Consider the following 15,952-nt stretch of genomic DNA (forward strand, 5'->3'; position numbering starts at 1 on the left):
CAAGTGATCCTCAGGTGGGATACAGCTTATCCTCATGCGGGGCACAAGTGATCCTCAGGTGGGATACAGCTTATCCTCATGCGGGGCACAAGTGATCCTCAGGTGGGATACAGCTTATCCTCATGCGTGGCACAAGTGATCCTCAGGTGGGATACAGCTTATCCTCATGCGGGGCACAAGTGATCCTCAGGTGGGGTACAGCTTATCCTCATGCGGGGCACAACTGCGTCAGGGGTAAATCACTATCTTAGGATAAGGGCGGTCCAAAATACAGCCTGGGGGAAAAAAATCAGCATTTTGATATTCAGTATCTGTATCAATAGTGTAAAATTGCCCGCATAATTCAGTGACTTACAGCTGAATGCTGGTACAGGCTGCCTCGTGCAGCATCTTGGGTGGCAGACAAGAGTACTGGCCTCAGCCCCGGACTTTATCCCCCGACGCCTGCGGGCAGGGAGAAGGAGTGTTACGTCCCTCAGTCTGTCAAAAGACTGCAGGATACCCGGAGCAGGAGGCAGGCTTTCAATACAGTCATGAGGTTTTACAGGTCCGTCCTGCAAAGGTAGCGGTTGCTGTCCCCACAGGGTGACAGAACCAGTACTGTGCAGAGCTCTTACCCTGTCTCAAAAGTGGACAGATCGCATCCTGAAGCGAAGGGGTGTGATGGTAAAACCCTGTGATCTGAAAGCAGGTGCTTTGGTTTACGCCCTTAAGACCTCACACACGTCTTGATATGGCCTGAAGTGGTTGCATGGCAGCAATGCCCGGGCGCAGCCTCTGATGACATCACCTTATCCTGTCCTTACTGCACAGCATCATCACTTCATGATGACTTCCTTCCCGGGATTTATCCCTGTTTCTTTCTGATTTCCTGGACTGCTCTGACCGGCAGGTACTGCCATCTGTCAGAGAGTATGTAATGTCAGTGTCTATGCAGCCGACTGCGGCCTTTGCCGCAACACAGCGGCCGGTTTTCTCAAATCATTGTGACGAGCTTAGCCATGCAGCATAACTTTCCTTTACGCCCTCTTTTCTTTCTTCACATTTTTATTATCGTGCTCAGTAACTACGCTGTGCAGATACCAATTACCGTACTGGGTATTGAGACTACAGTAGGTACTTTCACCTTTCCTTTTGTTTTCGTTACCACTGATCTGACCGTACGTCTGTACGGTGCACAAAAGGCCCGTCAGGTAATTTTCTATGCAATGATTCCGGCTCTGATTGCCTCCTACATCGTAGGAACCATCTTTGCCCATGGTGATTACCAGGGTTTTGGTGCCCTTACCACATTCTCTATCTTTGTTTTCCGTATCGCAGCTGCATCCTTTGGTGCCTACCTGTTAGGTCAGCTCATGGACATCCTGGTCTTCCAGCGCCTGCGTGCCATGAAAGCCTGGTGGCCAGCTCCTGCAGCCTCATCTTTCTTTGGCAATCTGCTCGACACCTTTGCCTTCTTCTCCATCGCTTTCTACCAGTGTGTGGACCCTTACATGGCAGAGAACTGGGTAAGCCTTGCCTGGGTAGACTATGCTGTTAAGCTGCTGGTATGCCTGGCTATCTTCGTCCCAATTTACGGCATGTTCCTGGCATTCCTGTCCAAGTATGTTTTCCGCCGTCCACTCAACGAAACCGGCATCCTCAACTGATAACACCGGCCTGAATGCCTGGCATTCCGTCAGGTCATTAATGGCCTGATGCCAGCAAAAAAAAATCCCCGCAGGATCTCAGTCTTGCGGGGATTTTTTGTTTCTGACGCATGCCCGCAGCAGGACGGCGAGGGCGCAGCTGTCCAGGCTGAAGCGCGTTCGCGGCTGGCCCGGTGCAGTCGAGGGATAAGCTGTCCGGGTGGAGGGGCGTTCGCGGCTGGCCTGGGGCAGTCGAGGGAGCCGCTGTCCAGGTGGAGGAGCGGGGGCTGCTGTCCGGGTGCAGGCTGGCTGTCAGTTAAGACCAAATTCGTCCTGAGCCATGCGCTTAATGCGGCGGAACATGGTGCGGAACATCAGAGGTACGCTGTCAGCGCCACGCTGCTGCATTGCCTCACCTGCCAGAATAGCAAGTCCCGGCTTGCCTGTCTTGTGAATTGCCTGAGAAATAACCTTGTCAGAGTTCATGTTGAGGCGGGACAGTTCCTGGTCATCAAGGGCGCCGTACATGGCATTGGCTGCACGGCCGCATTCTCTTTCAAAGGTGTGCTCGCGGTCTTTGTCACCAAGGTGCATCAGAGACTTCTCTGCAAGAGCCTTGATATTTCTCAGAGCCTGAAGCTGCTCTTCAAGAGTAAGGCTGCGGGTTACAGTACGGCCCCTCCTGCTGTGCTTTAACTCAGGAATTTCAGTTGCCGGCAGATGGCTCTGAGCCCTGGCTGCGGCTGAAGCTGTATGCATCTTCTCAGGGCTGCGACGGTTATGAACAGCCATGTTGTTACTGCGCTGCTTTTTGCTTTTTTTCTGGGCCTTTTTGCAGTCTGCATACCATTTTTGCTGGATCATGTTCTCGTTCTTGCGTGCCTGCTTCATAAGACGGGCACACAGGTTAAGGGAGCGGTTGAGCATGCGGGTCTGACGGGCAGTCATGCGATCGCCGTTATGAGGCATCTTGTTGATCTGGCGGGTCAGATAGTTTTCCAGATTAGATACGTCCATGACACTGATTTCAGTGATATCAATAACCTCAGTACCTGAGCTGCGGCCTCTGTGCTTGCCTTTTTTGACAATGGTCCTGAGTATTTCAGAGGTATCGTTGATGTTCAGGTCAATCAGGGTCTTGATAATGGTGTTAAGTGAGTGATGCTTGAGCGTGTAGTCACTGCGTTTGAGCTCAGGCTGCTCCATACCATTCTGAGCCTCAGTGCTTTCCCTGGCAGCAGCACTGTCATGCTCCACCTCATGCTCCTGGCCCTCAGGGGCAGGTGCGTCAGCACCTGCTTTGGCGCTGGCGCCTGAGCTGGCGCCAGCGTCTGTCTCAGCTGAGGCAGGTGCAGCTGCAGCAGCATCCAGCGCTGGTTCTGCTTTGGCTTCGGCAGCTGATGTCCGGGCCTGAGCCTGGAGTGAGGCAGAAGCCGGGGGTATGTCTGAGTCTGATGGCGATGACAGGTCTGGGGCTGAGTCCTGGCTGTCGCTTTCATTTTTGGTTATGGAAAGCGTCCTGTGCAGGTTGTCAGGGCTCAGGTCTTCCTTGAGACTCTGCGGGTCAATCAGGTCTGAAACATTGATGTCCGAGATAAAGTCCGGGGCTCTGGTGTTTAATATCTGTCGCAGGGTAACACCGGCAGCCTTCTGGTAAACATCAGCAAAGCCTGAGGTGTACATATAGTGCTCAATATCCACATGAGGCATGACACTGAGGCGATCAGACAAGTTGCGCGAGCCTACAAATTTTCTGACCTTGGCTGCGTAGTTCTTGCCGGCATCGTCACCATCAGTCAGTACGTGGAAGCTGATGCCCAGCTGTCGAGCCAGAAGCATCAGAGGATCCAGGCCACACTGGGCAAACTCGATAAGTCTGATACCATTACATGCCAGGTTGATGCCCAGCACTGAGGCCATTTCATTGAGCAGCCATATCTCGGTCTCACCCTCTACCAGAATCCAGCAGCGGGCAAACAAGGCGTCCGGACGGCTCATGCGAATGTGAAAAGCAATCTTGCGCTCATCATCATCAACGCTGAAGGCTTTTTCATGAATACGGTAGCAGCGTACGTCATAGAACTGCTTGCACAGGCGGCGCAGGCTGTTGAGTGAAATGGCTGACAGAAGCTGGGATGAGTTGGTGGTAACCACTTTCTGTACTGGCAGTAACTGAAGAATGGACCACAGGTTAAGCAGCAGGGTTGGGTGGAAACGGCTCTCGATATCCTCAAGAATCAGTATCGGGCGGGAGTACTCGTCAATTTCGCGCTGTCCCTTGGACATGAGCAGAGCTCCAGCCAGCAGCGACAGCAACAGCTTGGGGCGTGATGGCTTTTCATCAGCAACAGCTGCCTTAAGGGCACTCAGTGAGGCTATGGAAACGGGGCTGCTGATAATTTCGCGGGCAGTACGTGGGCGGGCGCTGACAGGGTTAAGTTCCTGATTGCCAAGGCTGGTCTGGTAGCTGGTCAGGTACTTGGAGGCAATGGTGTTGAGTACCTCAACAGCATCGTTCATTCGGGCCGAGTTGAGGTCTTCATCTGTGGCGATGCTGGCAAAGAAGTGGGATATGGCCTGACAGGTCTCATTGTCAAAGTCCTGATTGATAATTGAGGTGCCTGAGGCCATGCTGAAGCTGTCGTCCTGGTCCTGAGCGTGCTTGCTCGAAGACTCAAGAGGCTTATACATACGACGGTCACGCAGACGCAGCAGAGGGTTGAGTAAAATCAGTTGTCTTACCTGCTCCTGGCAGTCAGGGTAGGGACGGCCGTTTTCATTGAGCAGCTCATGAACGGTTACAAACTCAGGCTGCTCAGCGCTTTCGTCAGTCTGTGCGTCGGTGACAAACGAGGCAGAGACTCTGTAGTGAATGCGCCAGCGGCCATCCTCGCCTGGCCAGCTGACATTTTTAAGACACTCAAAGCGCTCAATAGAGTTGAGCTGACCGTATTTGCTTTCGCAGAAAAACAGGTCAATGACAATGCTATCGGCTTTGTCCTTGTAGACATCGCTGCTGAAAAAGTTCAGGTCTTCCTGCACACACTGCAGTCCCTCACGATTGAGTTCACTGCATTGAGCAAGGGTGCTCTGGGCTCTGGCAATACGTTCGCGGCTTGAGCTTCTTGAAGGGGCTTCATCATTGCAGGGGCCATGATCAGCATGACCGTGATGACGGGACCTGCTTTCATGGGCATGTTTTTTACGCTTGCTGTTATCCCTCTTCATCTTTTTGCAGCGGGCCGTCCAGGTTTGCGGTTCCTCACATGGGAAGTCCACAATATGCAGTATGCGGCCGTGACCTGACGGGGCCGGAACACTGTAGTAGCGGCGCTGATATTCAGGGGTGTTGATCACCTTGATCGGTGTTACGCCCTCAAGCCCAAGCTCGGCAAGCTTGTCAGCTCCATGTACATTGTGCCGTGACTCAGGCGCTTCAGGAGGCAGCCTGTCACGCCCGTGCTGAGCATGGCTGTGAGCATGGGCATGGGCAGTGTCCTGGCCATCGTCATGGCAACTGCCATCGTTCTGGCCGCCGCCATCGCTGCTGCCATGGGCAGCGTTGCTGCTCTGGTCGATTCTGTTTTCAGGGGAGTATGGCTGGTCGGCAGCTCCGGCTGAGCCTGATGCTGTCGGATCAGGCAGGGTATCGGAGTCCTCGTAATCTGAACTCAGTCTGATTGGGATGTACAGGTCATCCGGACTGAAGCGGCACAGCTTTGTATGACCCTTACCCAGGACCATATAAAGCGCGCTTAACAGTGAAGATTTACCCCATGCGTTTTCACCAATCAGTACAGTGGTGTCCTTTTCAAGGTCCACTGTCAGATGTCTGATACCGTGGAAGTTCTGAACTTCAGCTCGCTGCAGATACATAATCCACCCCCTAAATATTCATCAATGACTTTACAGTATCACGAATAAAGACGGGGCGCCGGGCTTATTGTCCATAAGCATGATGATGATCAAAGACTGAATTGTCCAAACATGCATGACATCTTTTGATGCAAGTTTGCAGGCTGCCCGCAGACCAGTTGTAACCTGATTGTAACGGACTGTCAAAGGCCGGAAAACACATAGCCCGGCATAGTGCCGGGCTATGGTCTGCAAGGTCCTGCCTGCAAGCCGTGAAGGCAAGGAGGCAGTGCAGCATTGATTATGCTGACCTGCCAGCCGGGGCGGCAGGCATGCACTGAGGCACAAGCCTATTTTTGCTGTGCCTTTTTCATGTTATCGATTGCCTGCTGGCAGTGGTCCTGAAATTTCTTCAGCCATCCGGCCTCATCATCTTTCCAGCCCTCAGGCAGCTCAAGGTGAGTGTAAGCAGATGGCTTAAGTGATGGCTTTGCCTGTTTCATGCTCAGCTGGTGCAGGCCGTTGGCGCGCCAGCGTAAGGAGTCAAAGTAAGGGCAGAGGCCGCAGACATCACGGCACATGTTTTCAGCCATGTGGGCAGATCCGGTCAGAGAGGATATGACCAGATTGCTCAGAGAGATGAGGGCAATCAGCCCTTTGATATCACCCTGGCTGGCAAGGTTAATGATATTGCTTTGAGTCAGCAGGGAGCTGTCTATTTCGTTTTCAAAAGCGCTGCTGGCAACGAAGAAAACATCAGGGTTACGGGCAGCAAGCTCATTGCTCATGCTCAGCCACTGCTCAGGGGTAAAGTTAAAGCCCAGCTTGGTAATGGTGACTGCAAGAGGGTTAATCATGACCAGGTGCGGCTGCTTTTGCTCATCCCAGCCACGGCTCTTAAGCTCAGATACAATTTTCTCCCTGACAGCTTCATCAGCTTTCAGGCAGATGTCATTGAAGTCAGCCTTTTCAAAGGCCTCATCATAAAGGGGCGGATTGAGCTGACGGATCAGCTTCTGGTAGCAGAAGATTTCCTGCTGCTTCTTGCGGCTGAAATGAGGAGTGAAATGCAGGCGTGGGGTATAAAGAGCCGGCAGATAGCTGAAAGTCAGCACCATAGGGCTTTTTGACTTGAGGGCGGCTTTAATAACACTCTTCTGGCGGTGGGTAAGCACAATGACATCAGCAACAGGATGCACGCCATGCTCATCTTCATAGCCATTGGCTTCCTTAATCAGAAGCTCCTCGACCTCATGTTCAGGACGGTCAAATACGTGTACTGTTTTGTCAATGAAATCAATGCATTCAAACAGGTCACGGGCAATACCATTGACCAGGCAGACCAGCTCGGCATCAGGATACATTTGCCTGATGATTTTCAGAGCTGGAATATAGAGCAGGGTGTCTCCAAGGCCAGAGTGGGCGGTGAAGAGAATTCTTTTAGCTTTGATTTTCATCTTAAAACCTGCACCTGACCTGCCGCCTCATAGTATGAAACGCAAGCCGGGGCGTCCTGAAAAAAGTTAATGAATGCCTTGAATCTGCCACATGACATTAAGCGACAGGTACTGCAGCGTTCTGCTGATATGCTTTATAAAGCAAACAGTGACGTGTTTTATGGGGTGCCAGGCAGTGGCCGACTATGAGCGGCGCTGCGTGTCATGGCTCAGCCAGCGCAGCTCGGCCTGAGCAGCATGATCAAGAATGGCCCTGTGGTCATGGCGCTGGCCGGGCGTACTGCTGCGCTGTCAGCACCGGGAACCATGTAAGTATATAACAGCTGGTAATCATGCTGGCTGATGCTGCAGCTGCAGCTGCGGCTGCGTCTGCCTTGCCTTTGCCGGGCAGAGCGTGCCTGTACATCTGACAGACAGGCAGCACAGCATGTATGACAAATGCCTTGTGTGTGCCGGAGATTGCGACCTCAGGTTACTTACTCGATGTTCTGGACCTGCTCGCGCATCTGGTCGACCAGAACCTTGAGCTCAACGGCTATATTAACCAGATTTACTGTTGCGGCCTTGGAGCCCAGAGTATTGGACTCTCTAATCAGCTCCTGCATAAGAAAATCGAGCTTCTTACCGGCCGGGGCATAACTGCCAGCTGAGGTATTGAGAATGTCGGTTACAGTCTTGAGGTGACAGTTGAGGCGGTCATACTCCTCGGCAATGTCATACTTCTGGGCCAGCATGGCAATTTCCGAGTGGATACGCTCAGCCGGGATGTCTATTTTCATGGCCTCAATCTTTTCGAGCATGCGGCAGCGCTCGCGATCAACAAGCTCATGGCGCTGACTGTCGACCATGTGCAGCAGTTCGTGAATGGCGTTTATCTTCTCAGTCATAACCTCTCTGAGTACCTGACCTTCACGAATACGCTGCTCATCGAACTTTGCTATGGCCTCATCCATGGTTTCCATGAAAAGAGCCTGCAGCTGCTCATCAAGTACTACTGCCTCACAGTCAGAGCTGCCCTCATCACTCTTTATGAGACCCTGAATCATGCCTGGCATGCTGAGCAGTGCAACAGGATCGATGCTGTAAAGACCGCTTTTTACCATGGCACTTGAGCTCATCGCTTCATGCACCTCGTCAAGACGGGAGATCATTGACTTGAGCATCTGTCTGTTGAGGGTAAGCTCTGATGCACCGGCAGGAGTCCAGTTCACTGAGATATTGAGCTTGCCTCTTTTGATGTTTGAAGAGAGGCGACGTCCCATTTCAAGCTCCAGTGCTCCCAGATCGCAGTTGCTTGAGAATACAGTTTCCAGATAGCGGCTGTTTACAGCTTTGATGCTGATGATAAGTGAGCCCCTGGCATCAGCTCTGTGGACAGAGGAAAAGCCGGTCATGCTTTTCACTATGCCGCACTCATCAGAGCAGCTGTTAACTGCAGAATTAAGATCATTGGAAGACACGGACAGGGTACTCCTAACATTTAGAGACGACAGGCTTATGCGCGGGCTCTTTCCGGCCGGGCAGCACTGTGAATATGCAGCCTGGCAACGGCAGAAAACAGGCTACATGATAATTCCACTGGACCAAATCTAACAAGTATCGACTGGCTGTTTGATCCCGTCAGCAAGCCGGATTTACGCCGCTGTCACGGATGCTGGAAATATCGTGCCCCAATGGGACATACACAGTCTGCATGGCAGGGCCAGTTTTTATGACAAAAATGCGATTTTAGCTTTAAATGCGGGGCCAAGATCGTTAAGATCCTGTTTGTAATTTTGATGCATGTCATTACCGCACTCTCTGCATCCTGATCAGGCCGGCGAGCCTTGCCTGCAGAGCGTCGTATTCATGTTGTTTTGATGACGTTGGTAGACCATGGCTAAGAATATTCTGTTAATTTCAGGCGGCGACAGCTCTGAACACGATATCTCCATTATTTCCTCAAAGTATGTTGAAGAGCAGCTGAGCAAGAACAGTGAGTTCAAGGTTATCAGCTGTGTGCTGCATAATCATCAGTTTAATCTTGCTGATGGCGCCGTGGGCTACTTTACGACAGGTAACAGCTTTGTCATCACTGCAGCTGATGGCAGTACCTCTACTGTAAGTATCGACTGTGCCGTTCCATGCCTGCACGGCTTCCCAGGAGAGACCGGTGACATTCAGTCCCTGCTTGAGCTGCACTGCGTTCCATACATCGGATGCCGTGGTGAGGCCAGCATCAACTGTTTTAATAAGGTAACCACCAAGTTTTACCTTGATGCTCTTAAGATCGATAACACTCCTTCCATGTTTATTGGCGATCTCAGCGAGAGCAGCCTGCGCAAAGCCCATGAGGCTTTCAAGGACTTTGGCGGCGATATTTATGTCAAGGCAGCAAACCAGGGGTCCTCAATTGGCTGCTACCACGTAACCAGTGAGGACGATCTCGACAGAGCTCTCAAGGATGCCATTGCCCTGAGTGAACTGGTGCTGATTGAAAAGACTGTGGAGCACCGTGAGCTCGAGGTTGCAGCCTTTGAGTATCAGGGCAGGCTGCATCTGACCAGCCCAGGTGAAATCTTCATTCCAGAAGACCGCTTCTATACTTTCGATGAAAAGTACAGCTCAACCAGCAGCTCCACTACTACAGTAGTGGCTGAAGGTCTCAACGAGCTGCAGCTGAGCATTATCCACAGCATGGCTGAGCGCGCCTTCCGTGGTCTGCACCTGCGTCACCTTTCCCGCATTGATTTCTTCCTGGCAAAGGACGGCCAGATTTACATTAATGAAATCAACACCTTCCCGGGCATGACACCAATCTCCATGTTCCCTAAGCTGGTTGAGCACAGCGGCATTAAGATGTCTGATTTCCTGACCGACTGCGTCAACGAGGCTATCAAAGAGGGCGTATAAACGTCCCCTGATGCAGGGCCAGGACATCCTGGTGCTGCTCCGGCACATGGCGCTGCTCCGGCATCTGGTACCTGCATATCCACCTGCAACATCAGCCACAAAGGGCTCTGCAGGCAGGACAAATTTTCAGTCACTGTATCCTGACATCAGCGATAACGGCCCTCCGGCTGTCAGATGGTCAGGACAGTGATTTTATTTTTCCCGGAGCAGCGCAGCTGCACAGTCTGACATTTCATTTTTAGACAGGGGTTCCTTGCTGCATGACCGATCATGAGAAGCACAATTCTGATAATGCCAAAACCATGGACAAACCATCTGCACTTTCAGGCAATGCCTTGAACGCTCAGGACAGCACCTGCCCTGAAAAGCCGCTGAATACAGCAAAGGAGCACACTGCAAAGGACCAGGAGGGGGCACAGCCAGCCCAGCCCGACGCTGCAGCGCCAGATGCCGCACAGGCAGCATCTGTCGCTGAGTCCGCCACGGCTGATGCCGCTGCATCAGCAGCTGGTTCTGCCACTGGATCCGCAGCTGGCTCTGCAGCTGAAAGTGCTGAGGATCTGGAGCATGAAAGAAAGCTTGCTCAGGAGGCCATGAAAAGTCAGTATCACCCAATAGTGCTCAGTGACCTGTCGACTCAGGAATCGACCTCATTTATCCGTGGTTACAAGCTGTTCTGGCCGTTTTTAAAGCCATATATCTGGATGGCTGTGCTGGGCATTGCTCTGACCATTCCTGTAGGCGCACTCGATGCTGTTATTGCGCTTTTCCTCAAGCCTTTTACCGACAATGTCATGGTCGCTCAGAATGTTGAGGCTGCCTACTATGTACCCCTGGTAATCATCGGCTTTACCCTGATACAGGGCCTGTTCATATACCTGTCGTCCATTGTGAACAGCTACGTGGGCGGTGCCATCAATCTGCTCATCAGATCAAAACTCTACAGCAAGCTTCTGTCCTTTGATACGCGCTTTTATGATGCCAACAACTCTGGCTCAGTAATCATGCGCTTCTTTAACGATGCCGAAACCGCATCATCAGGCCTGATTTCCAACTTCAAACTCTTCCTGACCAAGCTCTTTTCTTCGCTCTCGCTCATTGGCGTGCTGCTGTATAACTCCTGGGAGCTGACCATTATTGCCATAGGCGTGGTGCTCTTCCTCATCCTGCCTATGCGTATCGTGCGCCGCAAGATCAAGAAAATCGTTAACAAGTCAGTATCAGCATCTACAGGCCTTATCACTTTCTATAACGAGACCACCTCAGGCTCACGTGTTATCAAATGCTTCAATCTCAAAGACTATATGTATGAGACCTTCAGGGGGCAGGCTGTCTTTCTGTTCAAGATGAGCATGAAGATGGTGCGTGACACCAACTGGCTCTCACCTGTAATGCACCTTGTCAGCTCACTTGGTGTAGGTGCCGTGCTGTACTTTGGCGTGGACATGATTATCAGAGGCGAGATTACCTCAGGTGAGTTCGTCTCCTTCCTTGCAGCGCTCATTATGCTCTACACCCCTTTAAAGAGCATTGGCAACAACTACATCCAGGTGCAGACCGCCCTGCTGGCTCTTGACCGTATCAATCAGCTGCTTGAGTATGAGTCCTTTGAAAGCGGCAAGAACGAGGGCAATATCCGTCTTGAGGGTATCAGAGACAGCATTGAGTACTCCCATGTCGCATTCTCCTATACAGGAGAGACCGATGTGCTCAAGGACATCAGCTTCAAGGTAAGAAAGGGCCAGAAAGTGGCCCTGGTGGGCAACTCAGGTGGCGGCAAGAGTACCGTATGCTCCCTGATTACCCGTCTTTATGAAGTGCGCTCAGGTACCATCAAAATCGATGGTATCGATATTCGTGAGTACACTCTGGAGTCTCTGCGCAGCCAGGTCTCCTACGTGTTCCAGGATAACTTCCTTTTTGCTGGAACCATCAGACAGAACATTATGTTCGGCAAGCCTGATGCTACCGAAGAGGAGCTGGAAAATGCCGTCAGAAGTGCTTTTCTCGATGAGTTTATCAGCACACTGCCAGACGGCCTTGACACCACTATAGGTGAGCGCGGCGTAAGTCTGTCCGGCGGCCAGAAGCAGCGTGTAGCTATTGCCCGAGCCATTATCAGAAATGCTCCTCTGGTAATTCTGGATGAGGCTACCTCAGCTCTTGATAACCGCTCGGAAAAGGTAGTGCAAAAAGCTCTGGACAGCCTGATGAAGGGCCGTACCACTCTGGTTATTGCCCACCGTCTCTCTACCGTACGTGATGCTGACATCATTATGGTGGTCAACGACGGCTACATAGTTGAGCAGGGCAACCACGAGCAGCTGCTTGCTGCCAACGGAGCATATGCAAATCTGTATAACTCCCAGTTCAAGACAGCCGCTGTAGCCGCAACCAGCGCCAGCGACAATGGTGCAGCCAGCGCCGAAGCTGACGGCGCAGCAGCCGAGGCTGCTGCCGGAGCAGCCGCGACTGCGGCAGCAGAGCCGGCCATGGCAGGCACAGGGTCTGTAAGGTAGCCGGAGGCTGGCTCCGGCTGACCGGCCGGGGCTTTGCAGCCAGCCAGACAGCAATGACATTCCCATAGACCTGTTCAGGGCGTGGAAATGGCGATAAAAAAGGTCAGGATGAAGTCCTGACCTTGTTTTTTGGTGTCTATCTGATAGGGTGTAACATTCGACAATAACATGTGGATTCTGGACATATGCCTTTAACCCTGCCTGATGATTTTGGTAATACCCCTAAGCGTGAGCTCAAGATTCCTGAGGGTATGAACAGTCTGCTTATGCAGGTCTGCTGTGCCCCTTGCTGCGGTGCAGTTCTTGAGTGCTTCAAGCATCACAACATCAGTCCTACTCTGTTTTTCTACAATCCTAATATTCACCCACGTGCCGAATACGAAAAGCGCCGCGATGAGCTCATTGAGCTGGCAAAGCTGCTTGAGTTTGACTACATCATCCCTGAGTATGATCCCAAGCCATGGTTTGCCAAGGTTAAAGGCCTGGAGCATGAGCCGGAGCGTGGTGCCCGCTGCTCTGTATGTTTTGGCGACCGTCTGCTGGCAACTGCCATGTATGCCAAAGAGCACGGCTTTTCCCATTTCACCACTACCCTTGCAACCTCACGCTGGAAGAACAAGAAGCAGGTAGATACTGCCGGTTTTGCAGCTCAGGAGGCCAGCGGCGTTCCTTACTGGAGCGAGGACTGGCGCAAGGAAGGTCTGGTAACCCGCCGTTATCAGCTGGTAAAGGAGTTCAACTTCTACAATCAGCTGTACTGCGGCTGCATCTACTCAAGGGATAACGACGCCTGGCAGAAGGACGCTCCTGAGACCATCAGAGGCATTAATGCCCCTGTAGGTGCTGACAGCGACGCCGTAGCCGGCTCTGGTGCCGTTGCCGGTGTATCATGCTCCACAGCAGCAGGCCGCGAGGCTCAGGCTGCCGCCATGGTCAGTGCAGCAGCTGCAGTTGATGCTGCAACTGGCATGATTGACGAAGCTGCCAAAGACCTGCCATTTGATCTTAAGCAGGACATGAACTGCATGTGCTAATCAGCAGTAAGCTCAATTCTGGTTACAAAAAGGGACAGCCCCTATTCAGGGGCTGTCCCTTTTTTACAGCCTCAGGCCAGATCAGGCCTGGACGGATCCGGTCGGGGCAGGCCATTGCAGTACGGCAACGGTCTGGCCATGTCCTGTCCAGCCAGGCCTGACCATGCCCTGTCCAGCCAGGCCTTATTATGCCAGGGGATGTCAGGCATGCAGGCAATGGCCTTGCAGGCAAGCGGGGCGGGCTTATCAGGCTCCGTACTGCTCTCTGTAGGCAATCATGTCATCAAGGTGGGCGCTCAGCTGGGCATCGTCCTTGATGTAGGTAACCAGATCATCAAAGGATACGATGGAGACAATTTCTATGCCCAGAGTACGGCGGGCCTCATCGATGGCGCTCTCGTCGGTCTGGCCTTTTTCCTTGCGGTTAAGGGCGATCAGGGCAGCCTTGAAGTGGGCTCCATTGGCCTTGATGATGGCGTCGGACTCACGAATGGCAGTGCCGGCGGTGATAACGTCATCAATAAGCATGATGTCGCCCTTGAGAGGAGCACCTACCAGGTTGCCGCCCTCACCATGGTCCTTGGCTTCCTTACGGTTAAAGCACCATGGCACATTTACCTTGTGCTCGGAGCTCAGAGCCATGGCTGTGGCGCAGGCAAGAGGGATACCCTTGTAGGCAGGTCCAAAAAGCACATCAAATGAGATTTTGCTGTCCACCAGGGCATGGGCGTAACAGGAGCCCAGGGTGTAAAGATCCTCACCTGTGCAGAAGCCTCCGGCATTGAAGAAGTATGGGCTCTGTCGGCCTGACTTGAGGGTAAAGCTGCCAAACTTTAAAACACCACGCTTCAGAGCAAGTTCAATAAATCTGCGCTGGTAATCCTGCATTGCTGCTCTCCATAAAAATACAGCCCGGATATCCAGGCTGTTTGATTGAAAAAATTCTGCTGGTCTTGTCACTCAGCAAGCCGGGCAGTCCGCCAGGCTTCGCCAGCCGCCATGCTGCCAGCCGCCATGCTGCCTGCCGGCCACCTGGGTGGTAGCTGAATGACGGACGGACGGGCAAATGGCGCGGTGCCTGCACTGAGGCAGGCTTTGCGCCTGCTGTGGCCGACTGTGGTTATCAGGCGCGGCGCCAGGTGGTTCCTGAAGGGCCGTCTTCAAGCACAATGCCCATCTCGGTCAGCTTGTTGCGGGCCTCGTCAGCTGCAGCAAAGTCCTTGCGGGCGCGGGCCTCACGGCGCTGCTCAATCAGCGACTCAATCAGAGCTGTCTCATCATCACTGGCACCATCTGACTGACCCTGGAGGTATTTGACCGGATCCTGATACAGAAGTCCGAGGATGCCGCCCAGCTCGACTAGTCGGCCAGCAAGGCCCTCAGCCTCGGCGCCTGAGGAAGTGTTTACAGCTTTGGCCAGCTCGAACAGCACAGAAATGGCTCCAGGAGTGTTGAAGTCATCGTCCATGAAGGTGTTGAAGCGCTCAACGAACTCCTCACCACCGGCAGCAGGGCCGACCTTGACGTCGCGCAGTGCTGTATACAGACGGGACAGAGAAGCGCGGGCGTTATTGAGGTTATCCTGAGAGTAGTTCAGGGCGCTGCGGTACTGGGCAGAAAGCAGGAAGTATCTGACTGTTTCGGCATCATACTGCTCAAGGACATCACGGATGGTGAAGAAGTTGCCCAGGGACTTGGACATCTTTTCATCATCAATCATCACCATGCCGGAGTGCATCCAGTAGTTGACGTAGCTGGTATCGTGAGCACAGCAGCTCTGGGCAATTTCGTTTTCGTGGTGCGGGAAGATAAGGTCTGAGCCGCCGCCATGAATATCAAATTTGTTACCCAGCAGTCTGGAGTTCATGGCAGAGCACTCAATGTGCCAGCCTGGACGGCCCTTGCCCCATGGGGAGTCCCACTCAGGCTCACCTGGCTTGGCCATCTTCCAGAGCACAAAGTCAAAAGGATTGCGCTTGGACTTCTGTACTTCAACACGGGCACCGGCCTCAAGCTCTTCGAGCTTCTGACCTGACAGTCGGCCGTAGTTCTTAAACCTGTCGATGGCGAACATGACGTCGCCATTGTCAGCAACATAGGCAAAGCCCTTGCTGATGAGCTTTTCTACCAGGGAAATGATCTCAGGGATGTTTTCCGTTGCTCGTGGCTCAAAGTCTGGACGGGCGATATTGAGGCGGTCAAAATCGCTGTACATCTCTTTGATAAAGTTCTCAGACAGCTCACGTGGGTCGATACCTTTCTCATTGGCGCGGCGGATGATTTTGTCATCGATGTCGGTGATGTTACGGACATACTTGACCTTGTAACCGCGATGGCGCAGGTAGCGGACAATCATGTCAAAACATACGAAGGTACGGGCATGACCAATGTGGCACAGGTCGTATACGGTTACGCCGCATACATACATGCCTATCTCACCTGGGACAAGAGGGACGAAGTCCTCTTTCTGTCGGGTGAGGGTATTGTGAATCTGTAGCATATTAATCTCACACAAACTGGCTGTCTGATGTGCTAAAGTTAGGTATTAGTAATTTGAGCACTAATTT

9 protein-coding genes are annotated in these 15,952 nt (G+C 52.6%); 4 read left to right on the top strand and 5 right to left on the bottom strand.

Annotation, left to right across the window (positions count from 1 at the left end; all coding sequences use genetic code 11):
* Positions 1-1,001: 1,001 nt before the first annotated feature.
* The gene (locus MXE41_RS09430; RefSeq protein WP_247100312.1) at positions 1,002-1,649 is read left to right on the top strand and encodes a 7-cyano-7-deazaguanine/7-aminomethyl-7-deazaguanine transporter; all 648 of its coding nucleotides are present in this window, start codon (positions 1,002-1,004) and stop codon (positions 1,647-1,649) included.
* A 291-nt stretch (positions 1,650-1,940) separates the two neighbouring features.
* Here the strand turns inward: MXE41_RS09430 and MXE41_RS09435 are convergent, their stop codons facing one another.
* From MXE41_RS09435 to MXE41_RS09445, 3 genes are all read right to left on the bottom strand, one after another.
* Complete coding sequence (locus MXE41_RS09435; RefSeq protein ID WP_247100313.1) at positions 1,941-5,504, bottom strand: DUF2813 domain-containing protein; 3,564 nt, start codon at positions 5,502-5,504, stop codon at positions 1,941-1,943.
* A gap of 329 nt (positions 5,505-5,833) precedes the next feature.
* Positions 5,834-6,940, bottom strand: coding sequence for a glycosyltransferase family 9 protein (locus tag MXE41_RS09440; RefSeq protein WP_247100314.1), 1,107 nt, complete (start codon positions 6,938-6,940; stop codon positions 5,834-5,836).
* 476 nt (positions 6,941-7,416) lie between these two features.
* Positions 7,417-8,400, bottom strand: a complete 984-nt coding sequence (locus tag MXE41_RS09445) for a YicC/YloC family endoribonuclease (protein ID WP_247100315.1) — start codon at positions 8,398-8,400, stop codon at positions 7,417-7,419.
* A 415-nt stretch (positions 8,401-8,815) separates the two neighbouring features.
* Between MXE41_RS09445 and MXE41_RS09450 the strand changes: the two genes are divergently transcribed.
* The 3 genes from MXE41_RS09450 to MXE41_RS09460 all read left to right on the top strand — a co-directional run bounded on the left by MXE41_RS09450 (position 8,816) and on the right by MXE41_RS09460 (position 13,385).
* Positions 8,816-9,832: a D-alanine--D-alanine ligase gene (locus MXE41_RS09450; RefSeq protein ID WP_247100316.1), complete on the top strand. Its 1,017-nt coding sequence runs from the start codon at positions 8,816-8,818 to the stop codon at positions 9,830-9,832.
* A 260-nt stretch (positions 9,833-10,092) separates the two neighbouring features.
* Complete coding sequence (locus MXE41_RS09455; protein WP_247100317.1) at positions 10,093-12,351, top strand: ABC transporter transmembrane domain-containing protein; 2,259 nt, start codon at positions 10,093-10,095, stop codon at positions 12,349-12,351.
* 185 nt (positions 12,352-12,536) lie between these two features.
* Positions 12,537-13,385 (top strand): epoxyqueuosine reductase QueH, encoded by an 849-nt coding sequence (locus MXE41_RS09460; RefSeq protein WP_247100318.1) that lies wholly within the window; start codon positions 12,537-12,539, stop codon positions 13,383-13,385.
* A gap of 246 nt (positions 13,386-13,631) precedes the next feature.
* Here the strand turns inward: MXE41_RS09460 and pyrE are convergent, their stop codons facing one another.
* Complete coding sequence (pyrE, locus tag MXE41_RS09465; protein WP_246975886.1) at positions 13,632-14,273, bottom strand: orotate phosphoribosyltransferase; 642 nt, start codon at positions 14,271-14,273, stop codon at positions 13,632-13,634.
* A gap of 235 nt (positions 14,274-14,508) precedes the next feature.
* Entirely contained in the window at positions 14,509-15,885 is a 1,377-nt protein-coding gene (cysS, locus tag MXE41_RS09470) for a cysteine--tRNA ligase (RefSeq protein ID WP_247100319.1), read from the bottom strand.
* Positions 15,886-15,952 lie beyond the last annotated feature (67 nt).

This window comes from Anaerobiospirillum sp. NML120449 (genome assembly GCF_023051105.1).
In the GTDB taxonomy this organism is placed as follows: Bacteria; Pseudomonadota; Gammaproteobacteria; order Enterobacterales; family Succinivibrionaceae; genus Anaerobiospirillum.

Excerpts from the sequence above, each read along its gene's own strand:
- MXE41_RS09440 (WP_247100314.1), bottom strand. The coding sequence starts at position 6,940 with ATGAAAATCAAAGCTAAAAGAATTCTCTTCACCGCCCACTCTGGCCTT.
- MXE41_RS09455 (WP_247100317.1), top strand. The coding sequence starts at position 10,093 with ATGACCGATCATGAGAAGCACAATTCTGATAATGCCAAAACCATGGAC.
- MXE41_RS09435 (WP_247100313.1), bottom strand. The coding sequence starts at position 5,504 with ATGTATCTGCAGCGAGCTGAAGTTCAGAACTTCCACGGTATCAGACAT.
- MXE41_RS09450 (WP_247100316.1), top strand. The coding sequence starts at position 8,816 with ATGGCTAAGAATATTCTGTTAATTTCAGGCGGCGACAGCTCTGAACAC.
- MXE41_RS09430 (WP_247100312.1), top strand. The coding sequence starts at position 1,002 with ATGCAGCATAACTTTCCTTTACGCCCTCTTTTCTTTCTTCACATTTTT.
- pyrE (WP_246975886.1), bottom strand. The coding sequence starts at position 14,273 with ATGCAGGATTACCAGCGCAGATTTATTGAACTTGCTCTGAAGCGTGGT.
- cysS (WP_247100319.1), bottom strand. The coding sequence starts at position 15,885 with ATGCTACAGATTCACAATACCCTCACCCGACAGAAAGAGGACTTCGTC.
- MXE41_RS09460 (WP_247100318.1), top strand. The coding sequence starts at position 12,537 with ATGCCTTTAACCCTGCCTGATGATTTTGGTAATACCCCTAAGCGTGAG.